Origin of the sequence: Paraburkholderia sp. UCT31, assembly GCF_014397655.1 — a bacterium.
Taxonomy (GTDB): Bacteria; Pseudomonadota; Gammaproteobacteria; order Burkholderiales; family Burkholderiaceae; genus Paraburkholderia; species Paraburkholderia tuberum.
In genome coordinates this window covers 76639-95892 of record NZ_VZQP01000017.1, presented here as the reverse complement: position 1 = coordinate 95892, position 19254 = coordinate 76639, and the positions used below count along the sequence as shown (strand labels likewise).

Here is a 19254-nt window from a genome sequence, read left to right as displayed (position 1 = left end):
TCAGCGCAGTCATCCGACTCAGGTATGCTGGGCCCTTTGTAACCGCTTCCGTTCAAGGGGAGACCATGCGGCGCGTTGTATTCAATCAGAAAGGTGGCGTAGGCAAATCGACCATCGTCTGCAACCTGGCGGCCATCAGCGCGAGCGAAGGTCTGCGTACGCTGGTGATCGACCTCGACGCTCAGGCGAATTCGACCCAGTATCTGCTCGGCGCCCAGGCGAGCGAGGTCAACCCCACTGTCGCGGGCTTCTTCGAAACCGCGCTCGGCTTCAGCTTCAAACCCGTGGAAGCGACCTCGTTCATCCATCCGACGCGCTTCGAGAATCTCGACGTGATGCCCGCCCATCCGGACCTCGACACGCTGCACGGCAAGCTCGAATCGCGCTACAAGATCTACAAGCTGCGCGACGCGCTGAACGAACTCGACATGTACGACGCGATTTACATCGACACGCCGCCCGCGCTGAACTTCTACACGCGCTCGGCGCTGATCGCCGTCGAGCGTTGTCTGATTCCGTTCGACTGCGACGACTTCTCGCGTCGCGCGCTCTACACGCTGCTCGAAAACGTCAAGGAGATCCAGCAGGATCACAACCACGCGCTGCAGGTGGAGGGCATCGTCATCAACCAGTTCCAGCCTCGCGCGAGCCTGCCGCAAAAGCTCGTCGACGAACTGATCGGCGAAGGCCTGCCGGTGCTGGGGTCGCGCTTGTCATCGTCGGTGAAGATCCGTGAGTCGCATCAGCTGGCGACACCCGTCATTCATCTCGATCCGGGGCATAAGCTCGCGCAGGAGTATCGGGCGTTGCATCGGGAGTTGAGCGAGCACGCCGGAGCGACGCGTTGCGCTGCCAGCAAGCGATGATCTTGTCGTCGCTGAGCGGGTCGTGGTTCATCGCGTGTTTTCGTCCGTAGTCCCCAACCGCATACCGTCGGCAAAATTGTTAAAGTAACGCTCTCGTCAATCAGCCGCCGCAGTCCCCATCATGCGCACCACCCGAGCCATCCACGCCGTCGAGCGCCTGAAAACGCGCAGCGGCAACCCGCGCTTCGCCGCGATCAGTCTGTCCGGCGGCCTGTTCTATCTGGTCGACAAATCGAGCGGAGTCGACCAGAAAGTGTCCGACCCGCTGACGCTCGACGACTTCGTCAAGTTCGTTGACGCGTACGGCCCGCAGAAGCCGCGCAAGGCCAGCAAGCTCGATATCGCGTTCGAAGCGCAGATCAAGAAAAGCAAGGGCGGTTGACGCTTCGGCAGCTTCGTCGACCTGGCGCTTTGTTGCAACGCTTCATGCCCCTTCCATCTGCACCCACCGCCCATCCGCCGCACTGCTTTTCAGCACCGCGTCGATAAACCGCAAACCGTCGACGCCATCATCGACCGTCGTCAACAGCAGGCTCTCGGCTGGCGGCGCGCGACCATCGTTCAACGCATCGATCTGCAACGCCGCATCCTGGTACAACTGCGCGAACGCTTCCAGATAGCCTTCCGGATGCCCGGCCGGCACGCGCGTCGCATGCGCGGCAACCTGACTATTCACCCGAGCGCGCGTCAATCGTTCGGCAGCGCCGCCCAACGGCGTGAACCACAAGGCGTTCGGCTCCTCCTGATCGAACGCGAGTCCCGCCTTCGTGCCATACACGCGCAAGCGCAGCGCGTTCTCCGCGCCGCTCGCCACCTGGCTCGCCCACAACATGCCGCGCGCGCCGTTCGCATAACGCAGCATCGCCTGCACGTGATCGTCGACACGACGCCCCGGTACGAACGTGTGCAACTCGGCCGACAGCGCGCGCGGCATCATCCCCGTCACGAAAGCGGCCAGTTGATACGCGTGCGTGCCGATATCGCCGAGGCACCCGGCCGGCCCCGCCAACGCCGGATCGGTGCGCCAGCCCGCCTGCCTGTTCGCACCGCCTGTTTCGACCGGCTCGGCGAGCCAGTCCTGCGCGTACTCGACCTGCACGACGCGAATCTCGCCCAGTTCGCCACGTTCGACCAGCTCGCGCGCATGCCGCACGAGCGGGTAGCCCGAATAGGTATGCGTCAACGCAAACAGCCGCTTTTTTGACTGCGCGAGCTTCGCGAGCGCTTCGCCTTCGGCGAGCGAAACCGCGAGCGGCTTGTCGCAGATCACGTGGATGCCGGCTTCGAGAAACGCCGTCGCGACCGGCGCGTGCAGATGATTCGGCGTGACGATCGCGACCGCGTCGATACCGTCCTCGCGCGCGGCCTCGGCGCGCGCCATCTCGCGCCAATCCGCGTAGCTGCGCGCGATGCCCGCTTCGACGGCGCTCGCCCGCGCGCGCTCGGAATCGGACGACAACGCGCCCGCCACCAGTTCGAAACGATCGTCGAGCCGCGCGGCGATCCGATGCACGGCGCCGATGAACGCGCCCTGGCCGCCGCCGACCATCCCCAGCCTGAACCTTCTTCGCTGCATTGTTTGCGCTCCCATGTGTTGCGTCGGCTGTCACCGCCCGGCCGTCAGATGCCGAGCACGCTTTTTAACTGTGCGGTATCGACACCGCTTCCCGCGAAGTCATCGAACGCACGCTCGGCCACGCGGATGATGTGCCGGCGAATGAACTCCGCGCCTTCGCGCGCGCCGTCGTGCGGATGCTTCAATGCGCATTCCCATTCGAGCACGGCCCAGCCCGGAAAATCGAACTGCGCCATCTTCGAGAAGATCGCGCCGAAGTCGATCTGCCCATCGCCGAGCGAGCGAAACCGCCCCGCGCGTTCGACCCAGCCGCTGTAGCCGCCGTACACGCCCTGCTTGCCGGTCGGACGAAACTCCGCGTCCTTCACATGAAACGCCTTGATGCGCTCGTGGTAGATATCGATGAACGCGAGATAGTCGAGCTGTTGCAGCACGAAGTGGCTCGGGTCGTACAGGATGTTCGCGCGCGGATGCTGATCGACCCCCGCGAGAAAGCGCTCGAACGTCACGCCGTCGTGCAGGTCTTCGCCCGGATGCAGTTCGTAGCAGACATCGACGCCGGCCACGTCGAACGCATCGAGAACCGGCGTCCAGCGGCGCGCGAGCTCTTCGAACGCGGCTTCGACGAGACCGGCCGGCCGCTGCGGCCACGGGTACAGATACGGCCACGCGAGCGCGCCCGAAAACGACACGTGCGTGCTCAGGCCCAAACGACGCGACGCCTGCGCCGCGAGCTTCATCTGCGCGATCGCCCATTCGGTGCGCGCCGCCGGATTGCCGCGCACCTGCGGCGCGGCGAAGCCGTCGAACAGCGTGTCGTAAGCCGGATGCACGGCGACCAGTTGCCCTTGCAGATGGGTCGATAGTTCGGTGATCGCGACGCCCGCGTTGTCGACGCTCTCGCGCAGTTCGTCGCAATACGCGTCGCTCGCGGCCGCCTTGTCGAGATCGATCAGGCGCGAGTCGCACGGCACCTGGATGCCCTTGAAGCCGAGACCCGCGGCCCAATCCGCGAGATGCCCGAGGTTGTCGAACGGCACGTCGTCGCCCACGAACTGCGCGAGAAAAATCGCCGGCCCTTTGATGGTTTTCATCGTACGGTTCCTCGAACTTTGCGCGCGGGCCGCGCCCGCGCGTGCTAGACGATGCCCGGCGCGCCGCTCAGAACGGCGAGTCGGGGAAATAGAACTGCTGGGCGTTTTCCTTCGTGATCAGCACCGACGGAATGATCGTGGTGGCCGGCAGCTTGTCGCCCTTCAGCCGCGCTTCGGCCGTCAGCTTGATCGCGTCGTAGATGAATTTCGGCGAGTACGACACGTCAGCCTTGATCATCGGCGCGCCGTCCATCACGTTCTTCACCATCCCCTTCGAGCCCGCGCCGCCGAACACGATCTTGATGTCGTTGCGCTTCGCCTGATCGATCGCCTTCAGCACGCCGACCGCCATGTCGTCGTCGGCGGCCCATACGGCGTCGATGTGCTTGAAGCGCGTCAGGTAGTCCTGCATCACCTTGAACGCGTCGTCGCGATTCCAGTTCGCGTATTTCGCGTCGAGAATCTTGATGTCCGGATAGTTTTTCATCACGCCGGTGAAGGCGGTCCAGCGCTCGTTGTCGAGCGTGGTCGGAATGCCGCGCAGCGCGACGACGTTGCCCTTGCCATCAAGTGCCTTTGCCAGGTACTCGGCCGGAATCTTGCCGAACGCGGTGTTGTCGCCGGCCACGTAGGCGTCCTGCGCGCTCGTGTTCGTCAGGCCGCGATCGACCACCGTGACGTACACGCCTTTCTTCTTCACCTGCTCGACCGGCTGTGTCAGCGTCGCCGATTCGTACGGGAAGATCACGAGCGCGTTGATCTTGTTGACCGTCACGAGATCCTGCAACTGGTTCGCCTGCTCGGGCGCGTTGGCGGCCGTTTTCACGATCACTTTCAGATCGGGATGCGCCTTCTCGAGATCCGCCTTCGCCTTGTTCGCCCACCAGACGATGCCGCCGGTGAAGCCGTGATCGGCCGTCGGAATCGCGACGCCCAGCGTGACCTTGTCGTCGGCGCGCGCCGCGCCGCTCGTGCCCAGTATCCCCAACGCCAGCACGCCGGCGCCGATCGCTCGAATGACTTGCTTCATGGTGTGTGTCTCCAATCATGAGGCGTTCGCTCGCCCCGATTTTTCGGACCTGCCGTTGGTTTACCGCGCCTGCTTTGCTACGCCTGCTTCGCTGCGATTTGTTCAGCGCGCTTTTTTCACTGCGCTCGCGCCGCCTGGAAGTGCGCGGCTAGCGCCGCCCACGCTGCACGAACGCGACGAAAATAATCACGACGCCCTGCACCGCCGCGTTCAGATACACGCTGATGATGCTGGTCAGGTTCAGGATGTTCGCGATCACCGACAGCAGGATCGCGCCGATCACGGTGCCGATCACGCGTCCCTCGCCGCCCTTGAGCGCGGTGCCGCCGACCACCACCGACGCAATCGCTTCGAGCTCCCACAACAGGCCCGTGGTCGGCGTGGCGGAGCCGAGGCGCGGCACGTAGAGCACGGTGGCCACGCCCACGCAAATCCCCAGCAGCACATAAGTGACGATCTTCACCGTATCGACGCGAATCGCCGCATAACGCGCGACCTGTTCGTTCGAACCGATCGCCTGCACGTGCCGGCCGAACGCGGTGCGATTGAGGATCAGCGCGCCGCCGGCCGCGACCACGAGAAACACCCAGATCGGCACCGGCACGCCGAACAGGCTCGCGTAGTAGACGGGACCGTAGAGGTCCGATAGCGAATCATTGAGCGTCAGCGCGCCGCCATCGGCGAGCCATGTCAGCACCGCGCGAAAAATCCCGAGCGTGCCCAGGGTGACGATGAACGGCTCGATGCGCCCTTTGGTGATCAACAGCCCATGCGCGCAGCCGAACAGCGCGCCGAGCACGAACGCCGCGACGATGCCGATCGTCACGATCACGAGCGGCGGCAACGCATGACCGGCGGCGCCCGCCGCGAGCCCGTTCATCAGCCAGATCATGATGCCCGCGATCAGCGCGGCCATCGAGCCGACCGACAGATCGATGCCGCCCGAGATGATCACGAAGGTCATGCCGACCGCGATGATGCCGATGAACGACGTGCGCGTGAGCACGTTCATCAGGTTGTCGAGCGTCGCGAAGTCGCGATTGAGCAGCGTGCCGACGATGCACAGCACGATCAGCCCGGCGAGCGGCCCGAGCGTGTAGAGCCGCTGCGCGACGCGCAGCGCGCGCCGTGATTGCACGGCTTCAGTGGGTGCCGGTCGCATGAGCGATCAACTCCTCTTCAGTCAGATGCTCGAGCGTCAGCGTCGCTTGCAGATGTCCCGCGCGCATGACGGCGACGCGATGGCACAAGCCGATCAGCTCGACCAGTTCGGATGAAATGACGATCACCGCGCGGCCCTGCGCGGCGAGACGATGAATCAGGAAGTAGATGTCGCGTTTCGCGCCGACGTCGACGCCGCGCGTCGGCTCGTCGAGCACGATCACGTTCGGGTCGGGCTGCAGGAACTTCGCGAGCGCGAGCTTCTGCTGGTTGCCGCCCGACAGCATGCGCGCGCGGCTCGACAGGTCGCCGGTACGAATGCCGAATTCGCCGACGGCCTTCTGCAAGGCCGCGCGCCCCGCTTTGATGTCGAGCAGCGGATGCGCGTAGCGTTCGAGCGTCATCAGCGTGACGTTGTCCTGCAGGCTCAGGTCGACGTGCAGACCCTTGCCCTTACGGTCCTCGCTCAGATACGTGAGACCGTGGCGCATCGCGTCGCGCGGGTTCTTCAGATCGACTGCCCGGCCGGCGATTTCAATCGTGCCGCCCGTGCGTTTGCGCAAGCCGATGATCGCCTCGAACGCCTCGGTGCGGCCCGCGCCGATGAGGCCCGCGAAGCCGAGCACTTCGCCCGCGTGCACCTCGAAGCTCAGATCCTCGACCCAGTCGGGCACCGTCAGGCCGTTCACACGCAACGCGATCGGCGTGTCGGCGGGCACCGTCTGCTTGTCGGGGAACATGTCGGACACGTCGCGCCCGACCATCAGGTTCGCCATCTGCTGACGCGCGAGCCCCGCGGTTTCACCGCGCGCGACGAAGCGGCCATCGCGCATCACGATCACTTCGTCGGTGATGCGCTCCACTTCATCGAGCTTGTGCGAGATGTAGACGATCGTCACGCCATCGGCCTTGAGCTTCAGCATCAGCGCGAAGAGCCGTTCGGTCTCGGCGGGCGTCAGCGTCGCGGTCGGCTCGTCCATGATCAGGAGACGCGCGCGGCGCGAGAGCGCCTTCGCGATCTCGACCATCTGCTTTTCCGCGACGATCAGCTCGCGCACCTTCGTGTCCGGCGCGCGCTCGAGCCCGACCTGCGCGAGATAGCGCGCGGCGTCGCTGCGCATCGCGGCATCGTCGACTAACCAGCCGCGGCGCTTCTCGTGACCGAGGTACATGTTCTGCGCGATCGTCAGATGCTCGGCGAGGTTGAACTCCTGGTGGATCAGCACGATGCCCTGCGCCTCGGCGTCGCGTGAGCCGGCGAAGCGCTGCGCGTGGCCGTCGACCAGCACGCTGCCTGACGTTGCCGTTTCATAGCCGGCGAGGATTTTCATCAGCGTCGACTTGCCCGCGCCGTTCTCGCCGAGCAGACCGTAGATGCGGCCGGGTGCGAGTTCGAAGCTCACGCCGTGCAGCACGCGCACGGGCCCGAAGTCCTTGCGGATGTCGTCGAAACGGATCGCGAGGCTCATGGCTCACGCACTCCCACGGATCACGAGGCGATGCGGCAGCAGCACGCCCGGCACGTTGGCCTGCGGATTCGCGAGGCGTTGCAGCAGCAGACGCGCGGCGGTCTCGCCGAGCTCGCGCATCGGCTGCGCGATCGTCGTGAGCGGCGGATCGATCTGCGCGGCGAGCGAGATGTCGTCGAAGCCGGCCACGGCGACGTCGTCGGGCACGCGCTTGCCGACGCTGCGCAAGCCGTGGATCACGCCGATCGCGAGCGTGTCCGACACCGCGAAAATCGCGCTCGGCGCATCGGGCTGCCGCATCAACGCAGCCGCGGCCGAGGCACCCGCCTCGTAATCGAGGCTGTTCAGATTCATGCGCCAGCGCGGGTCGGGCGCGATGCCTGCGTCGCTCAAGGCGTCGAGGTAGCCCTGCTGACGCTGGCGCGCATACAGATAGTCGACGTCGGAATTGATCAAGCCGATGCGCCGGTGGCCGCGCGTGAGCAGGTGGCGCACCGCGTCGCCCGCCGCGCGGTAGTTGTCGATGCCGACGTACGGCACGCCCATCTGCGGATCGAACTCGCAGCACGCGACCCACGGCAGCGCCTGCGACGCTTCGCCGAGCGCCTGCTGGATGGTCGCCGGATCGAGGCAGATCGCGCCGTCCGCGCGGCGCCGCCGCAGCATGTCGAAGTAGCTGCGCTCACGCCCCGGGTCCGCGCCGGTGTCGCATAGCAGCATGAAATAGCCGTGCTGACGCGCGACGCTGTCGATACCGCGCACGATCTCCGCGTAAAACGGATTGCCGAAGTCCGGCACCATCGTCAGCAGCAGGCGGCTTTCGGCGGTGCGCAGATTGCGCGCAAGTTCGTTGACGCGGTAGCCGCTCGCGTCGATCGCGGCGAGCACCCTGTCGCGGGTAGCGGTCCGCACGTTCTCGTGGCCGTTCAGCACGCGCGACACCGTCGCGACTGACACGCCCGCCTGCTCGGCCACGCCGGCGATCGACGGCCCGTCGGCCGCGCGCGGCGAGCGCCTCTGCGGCTGAGGTTGCGGTTGACTGCTCGCGTCGGACACCACGGCCGGCGACGATCGGGACGGCGTTCGGGACACACGACCTCGCAGCAAAAATGTAATCGATTACATTTTGTGGCGATGGCGATGCGAATCGCAAGGACGGATCGCTAGGGATTAACACGGGGGCCGCCCGGCCTGGCGCTTGCCCGCGAGCGGCCGGCGCGAGTCCGCCATTTGGTACAATCCCGCAGTTCCCCTGACGCGGCTTGCGATGCGAATACCTTGCTCCGAAGCCGCGGCCGCCGGCAATCCGCCGGGGCCGGGTCAGGACAAAAGTCTGCGGCCGCCGCCGCCCGCTCGCCAAACCAAAACCGCCGAATCCACCATGAACATCGAGCAAGCGCGTTTCAACATGATCGAACAGCAGATCCGCCCCTGGGAAGTGCTCGACCAGGACGTGCTGAATCTGCTGTCGATCGTCAAACGTGAGAATTTCGTCCCCGCCGCTTACCGCGACCTGGCTTTTGCGGACTTCGAAGTGCCGCTGCCGGCCGGCCAGCACATGCTGGCGCCGCGCATCGAGGCGCGCGTGCTGCAGGAACTCGCGGTGAAGAAGCACGAAAGCGTGCTGGAAATCGGCGCGGGCTCGGGTTACATGGCGGCGCTGCTCGCGCATCGCGCGCAACACGTGTTGACCGTCGACATCGAACCGGAACTGGCCGAGTTCGCGAAGAGCAACCTGATCGCCAACGGCGTGCTGAACGTCGAAGTCGCGACCGGCGACGCCGCGCGCGGCTGGACCGGCGCGGCACCGTACGACGTGATCTGCGTGTCGGGCGGTCTGCCGGTGCTGCCGCAGGAAATCCTCGAACAGTTGAAGGTCGGCGGCCGTCTCGCGGCGTTCGTCGGCAGCGCGCCGGTGATGAAGGCGCAAATCATCACGCGCATCGACGAGAAGCAATACCGCATCTCCGACGTGTTCGAAACCTATGTCGAGCCGCTCGCCAACGCGGTGCAGCCGGCGCGGTTCAGGTTCTAAGCGGCTCTTTTTCGCTGCGCCTGGCGCTGTATTGTTGATCTGGACGGGCGGCGAGCAAGCCGCCGTCCCACGAACTGGATGTCTCGCTGATGCAAAACCTGACCGCTCCCGCACTCGCCGAATGGCTCGCCGATACCTCGCGCCCCGCACCCGTGCTGCTCGACGTACGCGAGCCGTGGGAACTGCAAACGGCGTCGATCGCCGGCATCGTGTCGATTCCGATGCGCGAGATTCCCGCGCGCAGCGAAGAACTCGATGACGACGCGCAGATCGTCTGCATCTGCCATCACGGTGCGCGCAGCGCGCAGGTCGCGATGTTCCTCGAATCGCGCGGACACACCAACGTGTTCAATCTGCAAGGCGGGATCGACGCGTGGTCGCGTCAGGTCGATCCGTCGGTTCCGACTTACTGAGATTCGGCGCGAAGGTAGCGCGTTGAAGCGGCGCAAGGGCTGACGGTCCTTGCGCCGCTTTTCGTTGGCGCTACGCCAGAAATGGTGGCGAACACCCCGCAAGATCGACGGCTTGTGGGGTGTTTTGTTTTTTGTGAGCGAACGTTCAGCCCATCATTGAGCAGGGACTAACGGTTGTTCGTGGACGTCCCTGCCGACCGATGACTATTGCGCACGCTGGCAAAAGCAAGCGGAAATTTTGGGCCGTCGCCCATATACGGACAACCGATCGCGCGGTGATTATCTGATCGCTGCCGATCCGGGCAGCGCCTTCAAATAGATCGTCGGCACGCCTATGTCCTTGTCAGTATTCGAGATGCACTCGTTGGAAATGTTCTGCCATAGGCCTCTGGGTGCATGTTATGTGATCTGTGACGAGTGGCACTACAAGGCGTGCCTGCGCAAGGCAGCGGACGCCGAGAAGGCCAAAGTAGATACGCGGGAATTTCTCGGTATTGCCGAACTGAACTGTCGCGACTGGGGGGAGGACCGGGGGCTGGTCGAGCGCATCATGAAGCATCGCTGGCTGTGGTTTCATAATGTGCGGGACCGGAACCCCGAGACAGATGGCTGGTGGGTTATCAGTGCGCTTCTCGACGAGGTGCGCAGGGGCTCCCTGCTTGCCATTAAGGGGCGTCGTACCGACCTGTTTTCGCAGTCACACGTCACGCCAATCAGGACTCTCGCGGCGAGGGCAGTCGATCTCACGAACGGCGGACCCATGTTGGTCGGCCCGTATCATCCGGCCACACGGCAAACGGGGTTGACAACCGCACGCGCAGCAATGCATGTCGGTAGCAGCGACGTGGGCGCCCTGCTCGAAGCGGCTGTCGACATGGTCGGTGCGCCGGCCGCTGAGAGTGACGCGGATAGCGCAAATGGCAGCGGCCTGGCCAATGATGGGCTCACCTTAACGCTGCTCGGCGATGCAGAGCCGTTCGAGTATAGGCAGGACGCGGTGAGTGGTGACGCCGCGTATCTGGCCGGTATTGGCAGTCGCGGCGACATGTATGCATGCGACATCATTTCAGCAGAGTGCAAAGGGTCCGTGTTGCGTGAGTTTCCTGGCCAATACCTAAACTCAACACTGGACGATATTCGGAGCGATGCGCAGGACGGGGTAAAAGATGCCCGGAAGGCGCTCAAGCTACTCAATGACGGAAGATTCAAGAAATAGGACGACAGCCATGCCTCATCCACTGTATGACCTGCTCGACAAGCTTGACGATGCCAAAATTCACTATTCCTTAAGCCGACAACGACTGGGTAGCGTGCTTCTTTCCATCACCGTGGTCGGCCAGCGCGTCGAAATTGATGTATTCGGCGATGGGCATATGGAAGTGTCTCGTTTTATTGGCCACGAAGACATCGAGGGTGGCGCGGAATTGATCGACTCAATCATTGCTCTTGGCTAAGCTCGCGCGGCCATCGTGCGTCGTGTAATACATCCCCTTCGCGCTCGCGAGCACCCGCGGCGCGTTCGCTCATGTCGAGCCTCCTTGTTCCGCATCAGTGGCCATCCAGAGTAGGCAGAGCGCACGACATGCACAAAGACGCGGCGTACCGATGCCGCCGATGCACCGCCGATGCCCAGCGCGCGCCAGCGGCGCTTCGCTGGCGGCGAAGTGCGCGTCGTCGCGGCGCGACACGCACCCGAACGAGGCGCGGCGCGCGCGACTGCACCACTTTCGCGCCGCGGCATCGATGCCCCGACGCGCCGCACTCGCGCCGATAGCCGCGCCGCAACGGCATCGCACGCGCATCGCACCGAATGTGTCACATGGCATGTGCCTTGCAGTAGACGATTGGCTAGTCGTGCGAGCTCAGCCAGGCTGGCTGAAATCGACGCTCATAAACAGGGACCATCAATGACAAGGGGAAAGCACATGAAACGTCGCAGTCTGTTGAAGTTCGGCTCCATGTCCGGCGCGCTCGCGCTCGCGGGCCGCGTGCCGTTCGCGCACGCGCAGTCCGATAGCGGCCCGATCAAGGTGGGCATCCTGCATTCGCTGTCCGGCACGATGGCGATCTCCGAAACGTCGCTGAAAGACACCGCGTTGATGACGATCGCCGACATCAACAAGAACGGCGGTGTGATGGGCCGTCAGATCCAGCCGGTGGTCGTCGACCCCGCGTCGAACTGGCCGCTGTTCGCCGAGAAGGCGCGCCAGCTTCTGACGCAGGACAAGTGCGCGGTCGTGTTCGGCTGCTGGACCTCGGTGTCGCGCAAGTCGGTGCTGCCGGTGTTCGAGGAGCTGAACGGCCTGCTGTTCTATCCGGTGCAGTACGAAGGCGAGGAAATGTCGCGCAACGTGTTCTATACGGGCGCCGCGCCGAACCAGCAGGCGATTCCCGCGACCGAATACCTGATGAGCGCCGAAGGCGGCGGCGCGAAGCGCTTCTTCCTGCTCGGCACCGACTACGTGTATCCGCGCACGACCAACAAGATCCTGCGCGCGTTCCTCAAATCGAAGGGCGTGAAAGAAGCCGACATTCAGGAGGTCTATACACCGTTCGGTCACAGCGACTATCAGACCATCGTCGCGAACATCAAGACCTTTTCGCAAGGCGGCAAGACCGCGGTGATTTCGACCGTGAACGGCGATTCGAACGTGCCGTTCTACAAGGAGCTCGGCAACCAGGGGCTGAAGGCGTCGGATGTGCCGGTCGTCGCGTTCTCGGTCGGCGAAGAGGAGCTGCGCGGCATCGATACGAAGCCGCTCGTCGGCAATCTCGCGGCCTGGAACTACTTCATGTCGTTGCGCAATCCGACCAACGAGAAGTTCAAGAAGCAATGGGCCACGTGGGTCAAGGACAACAGCCTGCCGGGCGGCACGAAGCGCGTGACCAACGATCCGATGGAAGCGACCTTCGTCGGCATGCATATGTGGAAGCAGGCGGTCGAGAAAGCAAAGAGCACCGAGGTCGACAAGGTCCGCGTCGCGATGGTCGGCCAGACCTTCGCCGCACCGTCGGGCTTCACGCTGGAGATGGACGGCAACCACCATCTGCACAAGCCGGTGATGATCGGCGAGGTACGCGCGGATGGCCAGTTCAACGTCGTGTGGCACACCAAGGGACCGATTCGCGCGCAACCGTGGAGCCCGTTCATCGCCGGCAATGCTGGCAAGCCGGATGTGGTCAGCTCGATTCCGGCGTTCCTGCGGCGCTCGCGCGTCGCATGACGTGTCGGCGTGAGCCTCGTTGCGGCTCGCGGCGGCGGTGTCGCGCGCGGGTCACCGCGCGGGTAGCGCCGCTCCGGTCGCGACGCGCGACCTGCGTGCCGACGCGCGCGCGGCTCGCGCATGACCCGGCCCCCCTGCGCTTCGCGCCGACGCCGCGCGTTCGCTGCGTCGCGCGGCGTGACCGCGCACGCCAATGCGCGGCAACGTCCCGCTGAAGCGGCGGCGACGTCTGACGCGACGCCCTCGCGCTCTCGGGCGGCTCATCGATTCAACCCAGTGCAAAAGGCCATCATGGCGTTTTCATTTCCGACTTCCGTACGACGACGCGGCGCGACGCTCCTGCTGCCGCTCGCGGTCCTTCTCGCCGCCGCGCCGGGCGCCGCATTCGCGCTGACCCAGGCCGACGTCGCGCCGCTCGCGGGCGACGACTTCGAGGCCAAGTCCGCCGCGATCGACAAGCTGATCTCGACGCACGATGCCGCGTCGCTCGCGGTGCTCAAGGCGCTCGCCGACGACAACGCGCTCGCCACCGACGCAGGCGCGGTACTGCTGCAGGATGGCGACGCCACCCGCGATGCCGTCACCGGCCAGCCCGTCGCCACGAGCGACGCGCAACCGGTCACGCTGAACAACCTGCTGCGCTCGAAAGTGGCGGGCGCGCTGTCGGGTCTGCAACTCGCCTCGCCCGATCGGGCGACACGCGCAGCCGCCGTCGATGCGCTGCTGCAAAACCCCGATCCGTCGATCAAGCCACTCGTCGACGCGGCGCGCGCCAAAGAAACCGATCCCGCTCTGAAGAAACGTCTCGACACGCTGTGGGCGATGAGCGCATTGCACGACCCGGATCCGGCCAAGCGCCTCGAAGCGGTGCAACTGGTCGCCGCACGCCACGACCTCGAAATGAACGAACTGCTGCGCCCGCTGGTCGCGAAGAAAGCCGACGGCACGTTTGCCGAAGCCGACGAACGCGTGCGCGCGGCCGCGCAGAGCGGCATCGATGAGCTCGATGCGCTCCAGCGCCGCAGCCAGATCGCGGGCACGCTGTTCGCGGGGCTGTCGCTCGGCAGCGTGCTGCTGCTCGCCGCGCTCGGCCTCGCCATCACATATGGCCTGATCGGCGTGATCAACATGGCGCACGGCGAATTCCTGATGATCGGCGCGTACGCGACCTATGTCGTGCAGAACCTCGTTCAGCGTTTTGCGCCTAACGCGTTCGACTGGTATCCGCTGCTTGCGATACCGGCCGCGTTCGTCGCGGCGGCGTTGGTCGGCATCGTGCTCGAACGGCTCGTGCTGAAGCACCTGTACGGCCGCCCGCTCGAAACGCTGCTGACCACCTTCGGCGTGAGCCTGATCCTGATTCAGGCCACCCGCATGCTGTTCGGCGCGCAGAACGTCCAGGTCGTCAATCCGTCGTGGATGAGCGGCGGCGTCACCGTGCTGCCGAATCTGATCCTGCCGTACAACCGGCTCGCGATTCTCGCGTTCTCGCTGATCGTCGTCGCGATCGCGTGGGCCGTGCTCACGCGCACGCGGCTGGGTCTGTTCGTGCGCGCGGTCACGCAGAACCGTCGCATGGCCGCGTGCGTCGGCGTGAAGACCGCGCGCGTCGATTCGTATGCGTTCGCGTTCGGCGCGGGTATCGCGGGGCTCGGCGGCTGTGCGCTGTCGCAGATCGGCAATGTCGGGCCGGACCTCGGCCAGAGCTACATCATCGATTCGTTCATGGCGGTCGTGCTCGGCGGCGTCGGCCAGCTCGCGGGCACCGTGCTCGGCGGCTTCGGGCTGGGACTCGTCAGCAAGGCGATCGAACCGTTCTGGGGCGCGGTGCTCGCGAAGATCGCGGTGCTCGTGCTGATCGTGCTGTTCATCCAGAAGCGTCCGCAGGGCATGTTCGCCTTGAAGGGCCGTAGCGCGGAGGCATGAGATGACATCGGCTACATCATCGGCAGACCCCGCTTCCGCTTCGTCGTCGCGCGCCGGTGCCGCTGGCGCTGGCGGCCCGCGCGAGTCCAACACCGGCTTCGCGCTCGGCCTGCCACCGCGGCCCGCGCTGTTGTCGCGTCGCGCGTGGCTCGCGTTGATCGCGCTGATCATCGTGTTCGGCCTCGGCGTGCCGTTCGCCGCGCTGGTGATTCCGGAGACGAGCGCCTTGCATCTGTCCGCGTATGCGATGACGCTGACCGGCAAGTTCATGTGCTATGCGATCGCCGCGCTCGCACTCGATCTGGTGTGGGGCTACTGCGGCATCCTGAGTTTGGGTCACGCTTTGTTCTTCGCGCTCGGCGGCTACGCGATCGGCATGTACCTGATGCGCGCGATCGGCCACGATGGCAAGTACGGCAGCGATCTGCCCGACTTCATGGTGTTTCTCGACTGGCACCAGTTGCCGTGGTACTGGCAGGGCACGCAACATCTCGGCTACGCGCTCTTGCTCGTCGTGCTGGTACCCGCCGTGGTCGCGTGGGTGTTCGGCTTCTTCACGTTCCGCTCGCGCGTGAAGGGTGTCTATCTGTCGATCATCACGCAGGCCATGACCTTCGCCGCGATGCTGCTGTTCTTTCGCAACGAGACGGGCTTCGGCGGCAATAACGGCTTTACCGACTTCAAGCGCATCGGTGGTTTTCCGATCACGCATCAGGGCACGCGCGCCGCCTTGCTGCTCATTACGTTCGCGGTGCTGATCGCCGCGTTCATCGGCGCGCGCGCGATCGTCACGTCGAAGCTCGGCCGCGTGGTGACCGCGGTGCGCGACGGCGAAACGCGGCTGATGTTCCTCGGCTACAGCCCGCTCGCGTACAAGCTGTTCGTGTGGACCGTGTCGGCGGTGCTGTGCGGCATCGCGGGCGCATTGTACGTGCCGCAGGTCGGCATCATCAATCCGGGCGAGATGTCGCCGGGCAACTCGATCGAAATGGCGATCTGGGTGGCGGTCGGCGGACGCGGCACGCTGATCGGCCCCATCATCGGCGCGTTCGCCGTGAACGGTGCGAAGAGCTTCTTCACGGCGAACTTCCCCGAATACTGGCTGTTCTTTCTCGGCCTGATCTTCGTGCTGGTGCCGCTGCTGCTGCCGAACGGCATCATGGGGCTCGCCGATCTGCTGACGCGTAAAAGGAACCGCTGATGAACGAAAACCCGATGGTTCCCGATCTGGCTTTACCCGAAGCACCACCGGAACGCTCGCTGAGCGGCGTCGCGAGCATGGGACACGCGGTCGTGCCCGGCGAGATCGACGTATCGCACGGCACGATCCTCTACCTCGAAGACGTGACGGTCAGCTTCGACGGCTTTCGCGCGCTGAACGCGCTGTCGCTCGCGATCGACGCGGGCGAACTGCGCTGCATCATCGGCCCGAACGGCGCGGGCAAGACGACGATGATGGACGTGATCACGGGCAAGACCGCGCCCGATCACGGCAAGGTGTTTCTCGGCCAGTCGATCGATCTCACGCGCATGAACGAACCGGCGATCGCGCGCGCCGGCATCGGCCGCAAGTTCCAGAAGCCGACCGTGTTCGAGCAGCATCCGGTGTGGGAAAACCTCGAACTCGCGATGAAGACCGACAAGGGCTGGTGGGCGTCGCTGCGCGCGCGGCTCGATGGCGACGCGCAGGCCCGCATTGAGGAAACGCTCGCGCTGATCGGGCTGGAAAGCGAAGCGCGAAGGCTCGCCGGCGAGCTATCGCACGGCCAGAAGCAGCGCCTCGAAATCGGCATGCTGCTGATGCAGCGACCGGCGCTGCTGCTGCTCGACGAACCGGCGGCCGGCATGACCGATGACGAAACGATGCAACTCGCCGAATTGCTCAACCACCTGCGCGGCACCTGCTCGATGATGGTCGTCGAGCACGACATGGAGTTCGTCGCGGCGCTCGCGGGCGACACAGGCAAGGTGACGGTGATGGCCGAAGGCCGCGTGCTCGCGCACGGCACGCTCGACGAAGTCAAGCGCGACGAGACGGTGATCGAGTCTTATCTAGGCCGCTGATTGCTGCTGGAAGCGGCACCGCATCGTCAACCCGACAGGACGACTGAACAATGCTCGAAGTAGACCGACTGAACCAATACTACGGCGGCAGCCATATTCTGCGCGACGTGAAACTCACGGTGCCCGACGGCAAGCTGACGGTGCTGCTCGGGCGCAACGGCGTCGGCAAGACCACGCTGCTGCGCTGCCTGATGGGCGTCGTGCCCGCGAAAAGCGGCGCGATCGCATGGCGCGGCGAACAGTTGATGAAACTGCCGACCCATGCCCGCGTCGCTCAGGGGCTCGCCTACGTGCCGCAGGGCCGCGATATCTTTCCGCGCCTCACCGTCGAGGAAAATCTGCTGGTGGGCGCCGCGAGCAGAAAGGCGCCGAAGACAATCCCCGAGCGCATCTACGAGCTTTTCCCGGTACTGAAGGATATGCGCAACCGGCGCGGCGGCGATCTCTCCGGCGGTCAGCAGCAACAGCTCGCGATCGGCCGCGCGCTGATGAGCGAGCCGCAACTGCTGATCCTCGATGAGCCGACCGAGGGCATCCAGCCGTCGATCATTCAGGACATCGGCCGCACGCTGCGGCAGCTCGTCGAGGACATGGGCATGACGGTGCTGCTGGTCGAGCAGTACTACGACTTCGCCAAAGCGATCGCCGATCGTTACTGGGTGATGAGTCGCGGCGAGATCGTCGCGGGCGGCGAGGGGGCGAACATGGATGCGGATGGGGTAAGGGGGTTGATTGCCGTGTAAGCGAGCTCAAGTAATCCGCCGCGCAACCGTTACACAGGCTAGGCAACGCCGCAACGGTTCGACGAGGTGGACACCATGGACGACAACAAGCAGGTCAGACGCGAGTTTTACAGAAACCCAGCCTCCTATTGCAGGGTGATGAACGTCGTGTCGGCGGTCACTTTTGGTCTATTCGAAGTGGACAGCGGCGGTACGGTCGGCATGCTGTCGGTGCGCTGGGAGAAGCTCGGCAACGAACTCGCGCCGCAGCTGCACGCGTATTACGACAGCTGGCACGTGCTCGCGTCGTTCCCCGACGTTCTCGCGAGAATGGCCGGGACGACCGGTCCGTCGTGTTCGCCGGAAGCTTTCTGTCAGCTATTGCTCGACTGCGGATTCATCGATCGCGCGGAACGGGGCGTGGACGATCACGCCGAGCCGACACTTGTACGCTAGACGCCGCCGCGATACGGCCCGGGTCGGCGACACAACATCGATATGGAGGGAGAAAAGCATGTCCGTGACGGTTCACGTCGAATATCAGTATTGCCAACATGGCAAGAAAGCAATCCAGCCAGGCAGCGACTCGTTGACCGTCCAGGAAAACACCCCCCGCGCGATCCTTGCGTTGCTGCGACTGTTGCATCCGCAGTGGGAGGGCATCAAGGTGCTGTCGGTGACCGAAGCCTCGCCCGAAAGTACCGCGTCATAGCCGCTGCCACGGCTTCCGCGCTTCGACACGCGTGCTATCCTCGTCGCACGCCGATTCACCCATCCATCCGCATGTCGCTTCACGAAAACCACGCCACGCTCGCCGCCGCGCACACGCCGTGGCGCGCGCGACTCGAACTCGGCTTCGTCGTCGGCGACGCTCGCACGACGCTCGCGCACCGGCTGCACGACGGACCGCTGCGCGTGCAACGGCCGCTCTATCCGGAAGGCCCGTCGATCTGTCACGCGGTGATCGTGCATCCGCCCGGCGGCGTCGCGGGTGGCGATCAGCTCGACATCGACATCACGCTCGCCGCGCAAACGCATGCGGTGCTGACGACGCCGGGCGCAACCAAGTGGTACAAGTCGAACGGCCGCGCGGCGCGGCAGCGCATCGCGCTGCGTGTCGGTGAGCACGCGAAGCTCGACTGGCTGCCGCAGAACAACATCGTGTTCGATCACGCGAACGCGCACCTCGATTTTTCGCTGACGCTCGCCGACGGCGCGAGCGCAATCGGCTGGGACGCGACCCAGCTCGGACGTCAGGCGGCCGGCGAACGCTGGTCGGCGGGTAGCTTGCGCGCGGTGTCGCGCATCGTCGGCGCGAATGGCGAGCTGCTGTGGTTCGAACGCGCGAGCCTCACCGCCGACGATCCGCTGCGCGACGCGCCGCAGGGGCTCGCCGGCTTTCCGGCCTACGGCACGCTGTGGGCCGTAGGCGCCGCTTGCGACGACGCGCTCGCCGAATCGCTGAGCGCGCAACTGCCGTTCGACGACACGTTGCGAGCGGCCGCCTCGTGCGTGACGAACGGCGTGCTGCTCGTGCGTGCGGTGTCGCGCTCGATGGAAACGCTGCAGCACGCGCTCACGCGCTGTTGGCTGCAATTGCGGCCGGTCGTGCATGGTGTCGCGGCGGTGCCGTTGCGGATCTGGTCGACCTGACAGCGCGCTTCCCGCGTTCGT

20 protein-coding genes are annotated in these 19254 nt (G+C 65.1%); 14 read left to right on the top strand and 6 right to left on the bottom strand.

Going from position 1 to position 19254, the window contains the following annotated elements; all coding sequences use genetic code 11:
• Window positions 1-65: 65 nt before the first annotated feature.
• Together F6X40_RS16560 and F6X40_RS16555 are read left to right on the top strand one after the other, a co-directional pair.
• Complete coding sequence (locus tag F6X40_RS16560) at window positions 66-866, top strand: ParA family protein (protein ID WP_187628553.1); 801 nt, start codon at window positions 66-68, stop codon at window positions 864-866.
• A 121-nt stretch (window positions 867-987) separates the two neighbouring features.
• Entirely contained in the window at window positions 988-1248 is a 261-nt protein-coding gene (locus F6X40_RS16555) for a hypothetical protein (protein ID WP_184045518.1), read from the top strand.
• Between the two features lie 42 nt (window positions 1249-1290).
• Here F6X40_RS16555 and F6X40_RS16550 read toward each other — a convergent pair whose 3' ends face one another.
• The 6 genes from F6X40_RS16550 to F6X40_RS16525 form a co-directional block, all read right to left on the bottom strand.
• Window positions 1291-2442 carry a Gfo/Idh/MocA family protein gene (locus F6X40_RS16550; RefSeq protein ID WP_187628552.1) on the bottom strand — a complete coding sequence of 384 codons (1152 nt, stop codon included), beginning with the start codon at window positions 2440-2442 and terminating at the stop codon, window positions 1291-1293.
• Between the two features lie 44 nt (window positions 2443-2486).
• On the bottom strand, window positions 2487-3536 hold the full coding sequence (locus F6X40_RS16545; protein WP_187628551.1) for a sugar phosphate isomerase/epimerase family protein: 1050 nt from the start codon (window positions 3534-3536) through the stop codon (window positions 2487-2489).
• Window positions 3537-3603: 67 nt separating this feature from the next.
• The gene (locus F6X40_RS16540) at window positions 3604-4566 is read right to left on the bottom strand and encodes a substrate-binding domain-containing protein (protein WP_018419664.1); all 963 of its coding nucleotides are present in this window, start codon (window positions 4564-4566) and stop codon (window positions 3604-3606) included.
• 148 nt (window positions 4567-4714) lie between these two features.
• On the bottom strand, window positions 4715-5728 hold the full coding sequence (locus F6X40_RS16535; RefSeq protein ID WP_184045512.1) for an ABC transporter permease: 1014 nt from the start codon (window positions 5726-5728) through the stop codon (window positions 4715-4717).
• Window positions 5709-7196: a sugar ABC transporter ATP-binding protein gene (locus tag F6X40_RS16530; RefSeq protein WP_187628550.1), complete on the bottom strand. Its 1488-nt coding sequence runs from the start codon at window positions 7194-7196 to the stop codon at window positions 5709-5711. Before F6X40_RS16530 ends, F6X40_RS16535 begins: the two co-directional genes overlap by 20 nt.
• Before the next feature lie 3 nt (window positions 7197-7199).
• A complete protein-coding gene (locus F6X40_RS16525; RefSeq protein WP_187628549.1) occupies window positions 7200-8288 on the bottom strand; it encodes a LacI family DNA-binding transcriptional regulator in 1089 nt (362 codons plus the stop codon).
• A gap of 289 nt (window positions 8289-8577) precedes the next feature.
• Here F6X40_RS16525 and F6X40_RS16520 point away from each other — a divergent pair, with 289 nt between their 5' ends.
• From F6X40_RS16520 to F6X40_RS16465, 12 genes are all read left to right on the top strand, one after another.
• Window positions 8578-9231, top strand: coding sequence for a protein-L-isoaspartate O-methyltransferase family protein (locus tag F6X40_RS16520; RefSeq protein WP_184065240.1), 654 nt, complete (start codon window positions 8578-8580; stop codon window positions 9229-9231).
• 89 nt (window positions 9232-9320) lie between these two features.
• The gene (locus F6X40_RS16515) at window positions 9321-9644 is read left to right on the top strand and encodes a rhodanese-like domain-containing protein (protein ID WP_018419659.1); all 324 of its coding nucleotides are present in this window, start codon (window positions 9321-9323) and stop codon (window positions 9642-9644) included.
• 334 nt (window positions 9645-9978) lie between these two features.
• On the top strand, window positions 9979-10860 hold the full coding sequence (locus tag F6X40_RS16510) for a hypothetical protein (protein WP_187628548.1): 882 nt from the start codon (window positions 9979-9981) through the stop codon (window positions 10858-10860).
• 10 nt (window positions 10861-10870) lie between these two features.
• Complete coding sequence (locus F6X40_RS16505) at window positions 10871-11098, top strand: hypothetical protein (RefSeq protein WP_184020941.1); 228 nt, start codon at window positions 10871-10873, stop codon at window positions 11096-11098.
• Between the two features lie 471 nt (window positions 11099-11569).
• Window positions 11570-12868 carry an urea ABC transporter substrate-binding protein gene (gene urtA / locus F6X40_RS16500; protein ID WP_184065234.1) on the top strand — a complete coding sequence of 433 codons (1299 nt, stop codon included), beginning with the start codon at window positions 11570-11572 and terminating at the stop codon, window positions 12866-12868.
• A gap of 291 nt (window positions 12869-13159) precedes the next feature.
• The gene (gene urtB, locus F6X40_RS16495; protein ID WP_187628547.1) at window positions 13160-14794 is read left to right on the top strand and encodes an urea ABC transporter permease subunit UrtB; all 1635 of its coding nucleotides are present in this window, start codon (window positions 13160-13162) and stop codon (window positions 14792-14794) included.
• 1 nt (window position 14795) lies between these two features.
• Complete coding sequence (gene urtC / locus F6X40_RS16490; protein WP_187628546.1) at window positions 14796-15995, top strand: urea ABC transporter permease subunit UrtC; 1200 nt, start codon at window positions 14796-14798, stop codon at window positions 15993-15995.
• On the top strand, window positions 15995-16858 hold the full coding sequence (urtD, locus tag F6X40_RS16485) for an urea ABC transporter ATP-binding protein UrtD (RefSeq protein WP_184065225.1): 864 nt from the start codon (window positions 15995-15997) through the stop codon (window positions 16856-16858). Before urtC ends, urtD begins: the two co-directional genes overlap by 1 nt.
• Window positions 16859-16908: 50 nt before the next feature.
• Window positions 16909-17601, top strand: a complete 693-nt coding sequence (gene urtE, locus F6X40_RS16480; protein WP_184065223.1) for an urea ABC transporter ATP-binding subunit UrtE — start codon at window positions 16909-16911, stop codon at window positions 17599-17601.
• Between the two features lie 75 nt (window positions 17602-17676).
• Entirely contained in the window at window positions 17677-18036 is a 360-nt protein-coding gene (locus tag F6X40_RS16475; RefSeq protein ID WP_262421472.1) for a hypothetical protein, read from the top strand.
• 58 nt (window positions 18037-18094) lie between these two features.
• A complete protein-coding gene (locus F6X40_RS16470) occupies window positions 18095-18292 on the top strand; it encodes a hypothetical protein (RefSeq protein ID WP_187628545.1) in 198 nt (65 codons plus the stop codon).
• 71 nt (window positions 18293-18363) lie between these two features.
• Complete coding sequence (locus F6X40_RS16465) at window positions 18364-19233, top strand: urease accessory protein UreD (RefSeq protein WP_187628544.1); 870 nt, start codon at window positions 18364-18366, stop codon at window positions 19231-19233.
• The last annotated feature ends 21 nt before the right edge of the window (window positions 19234-19254 follow it).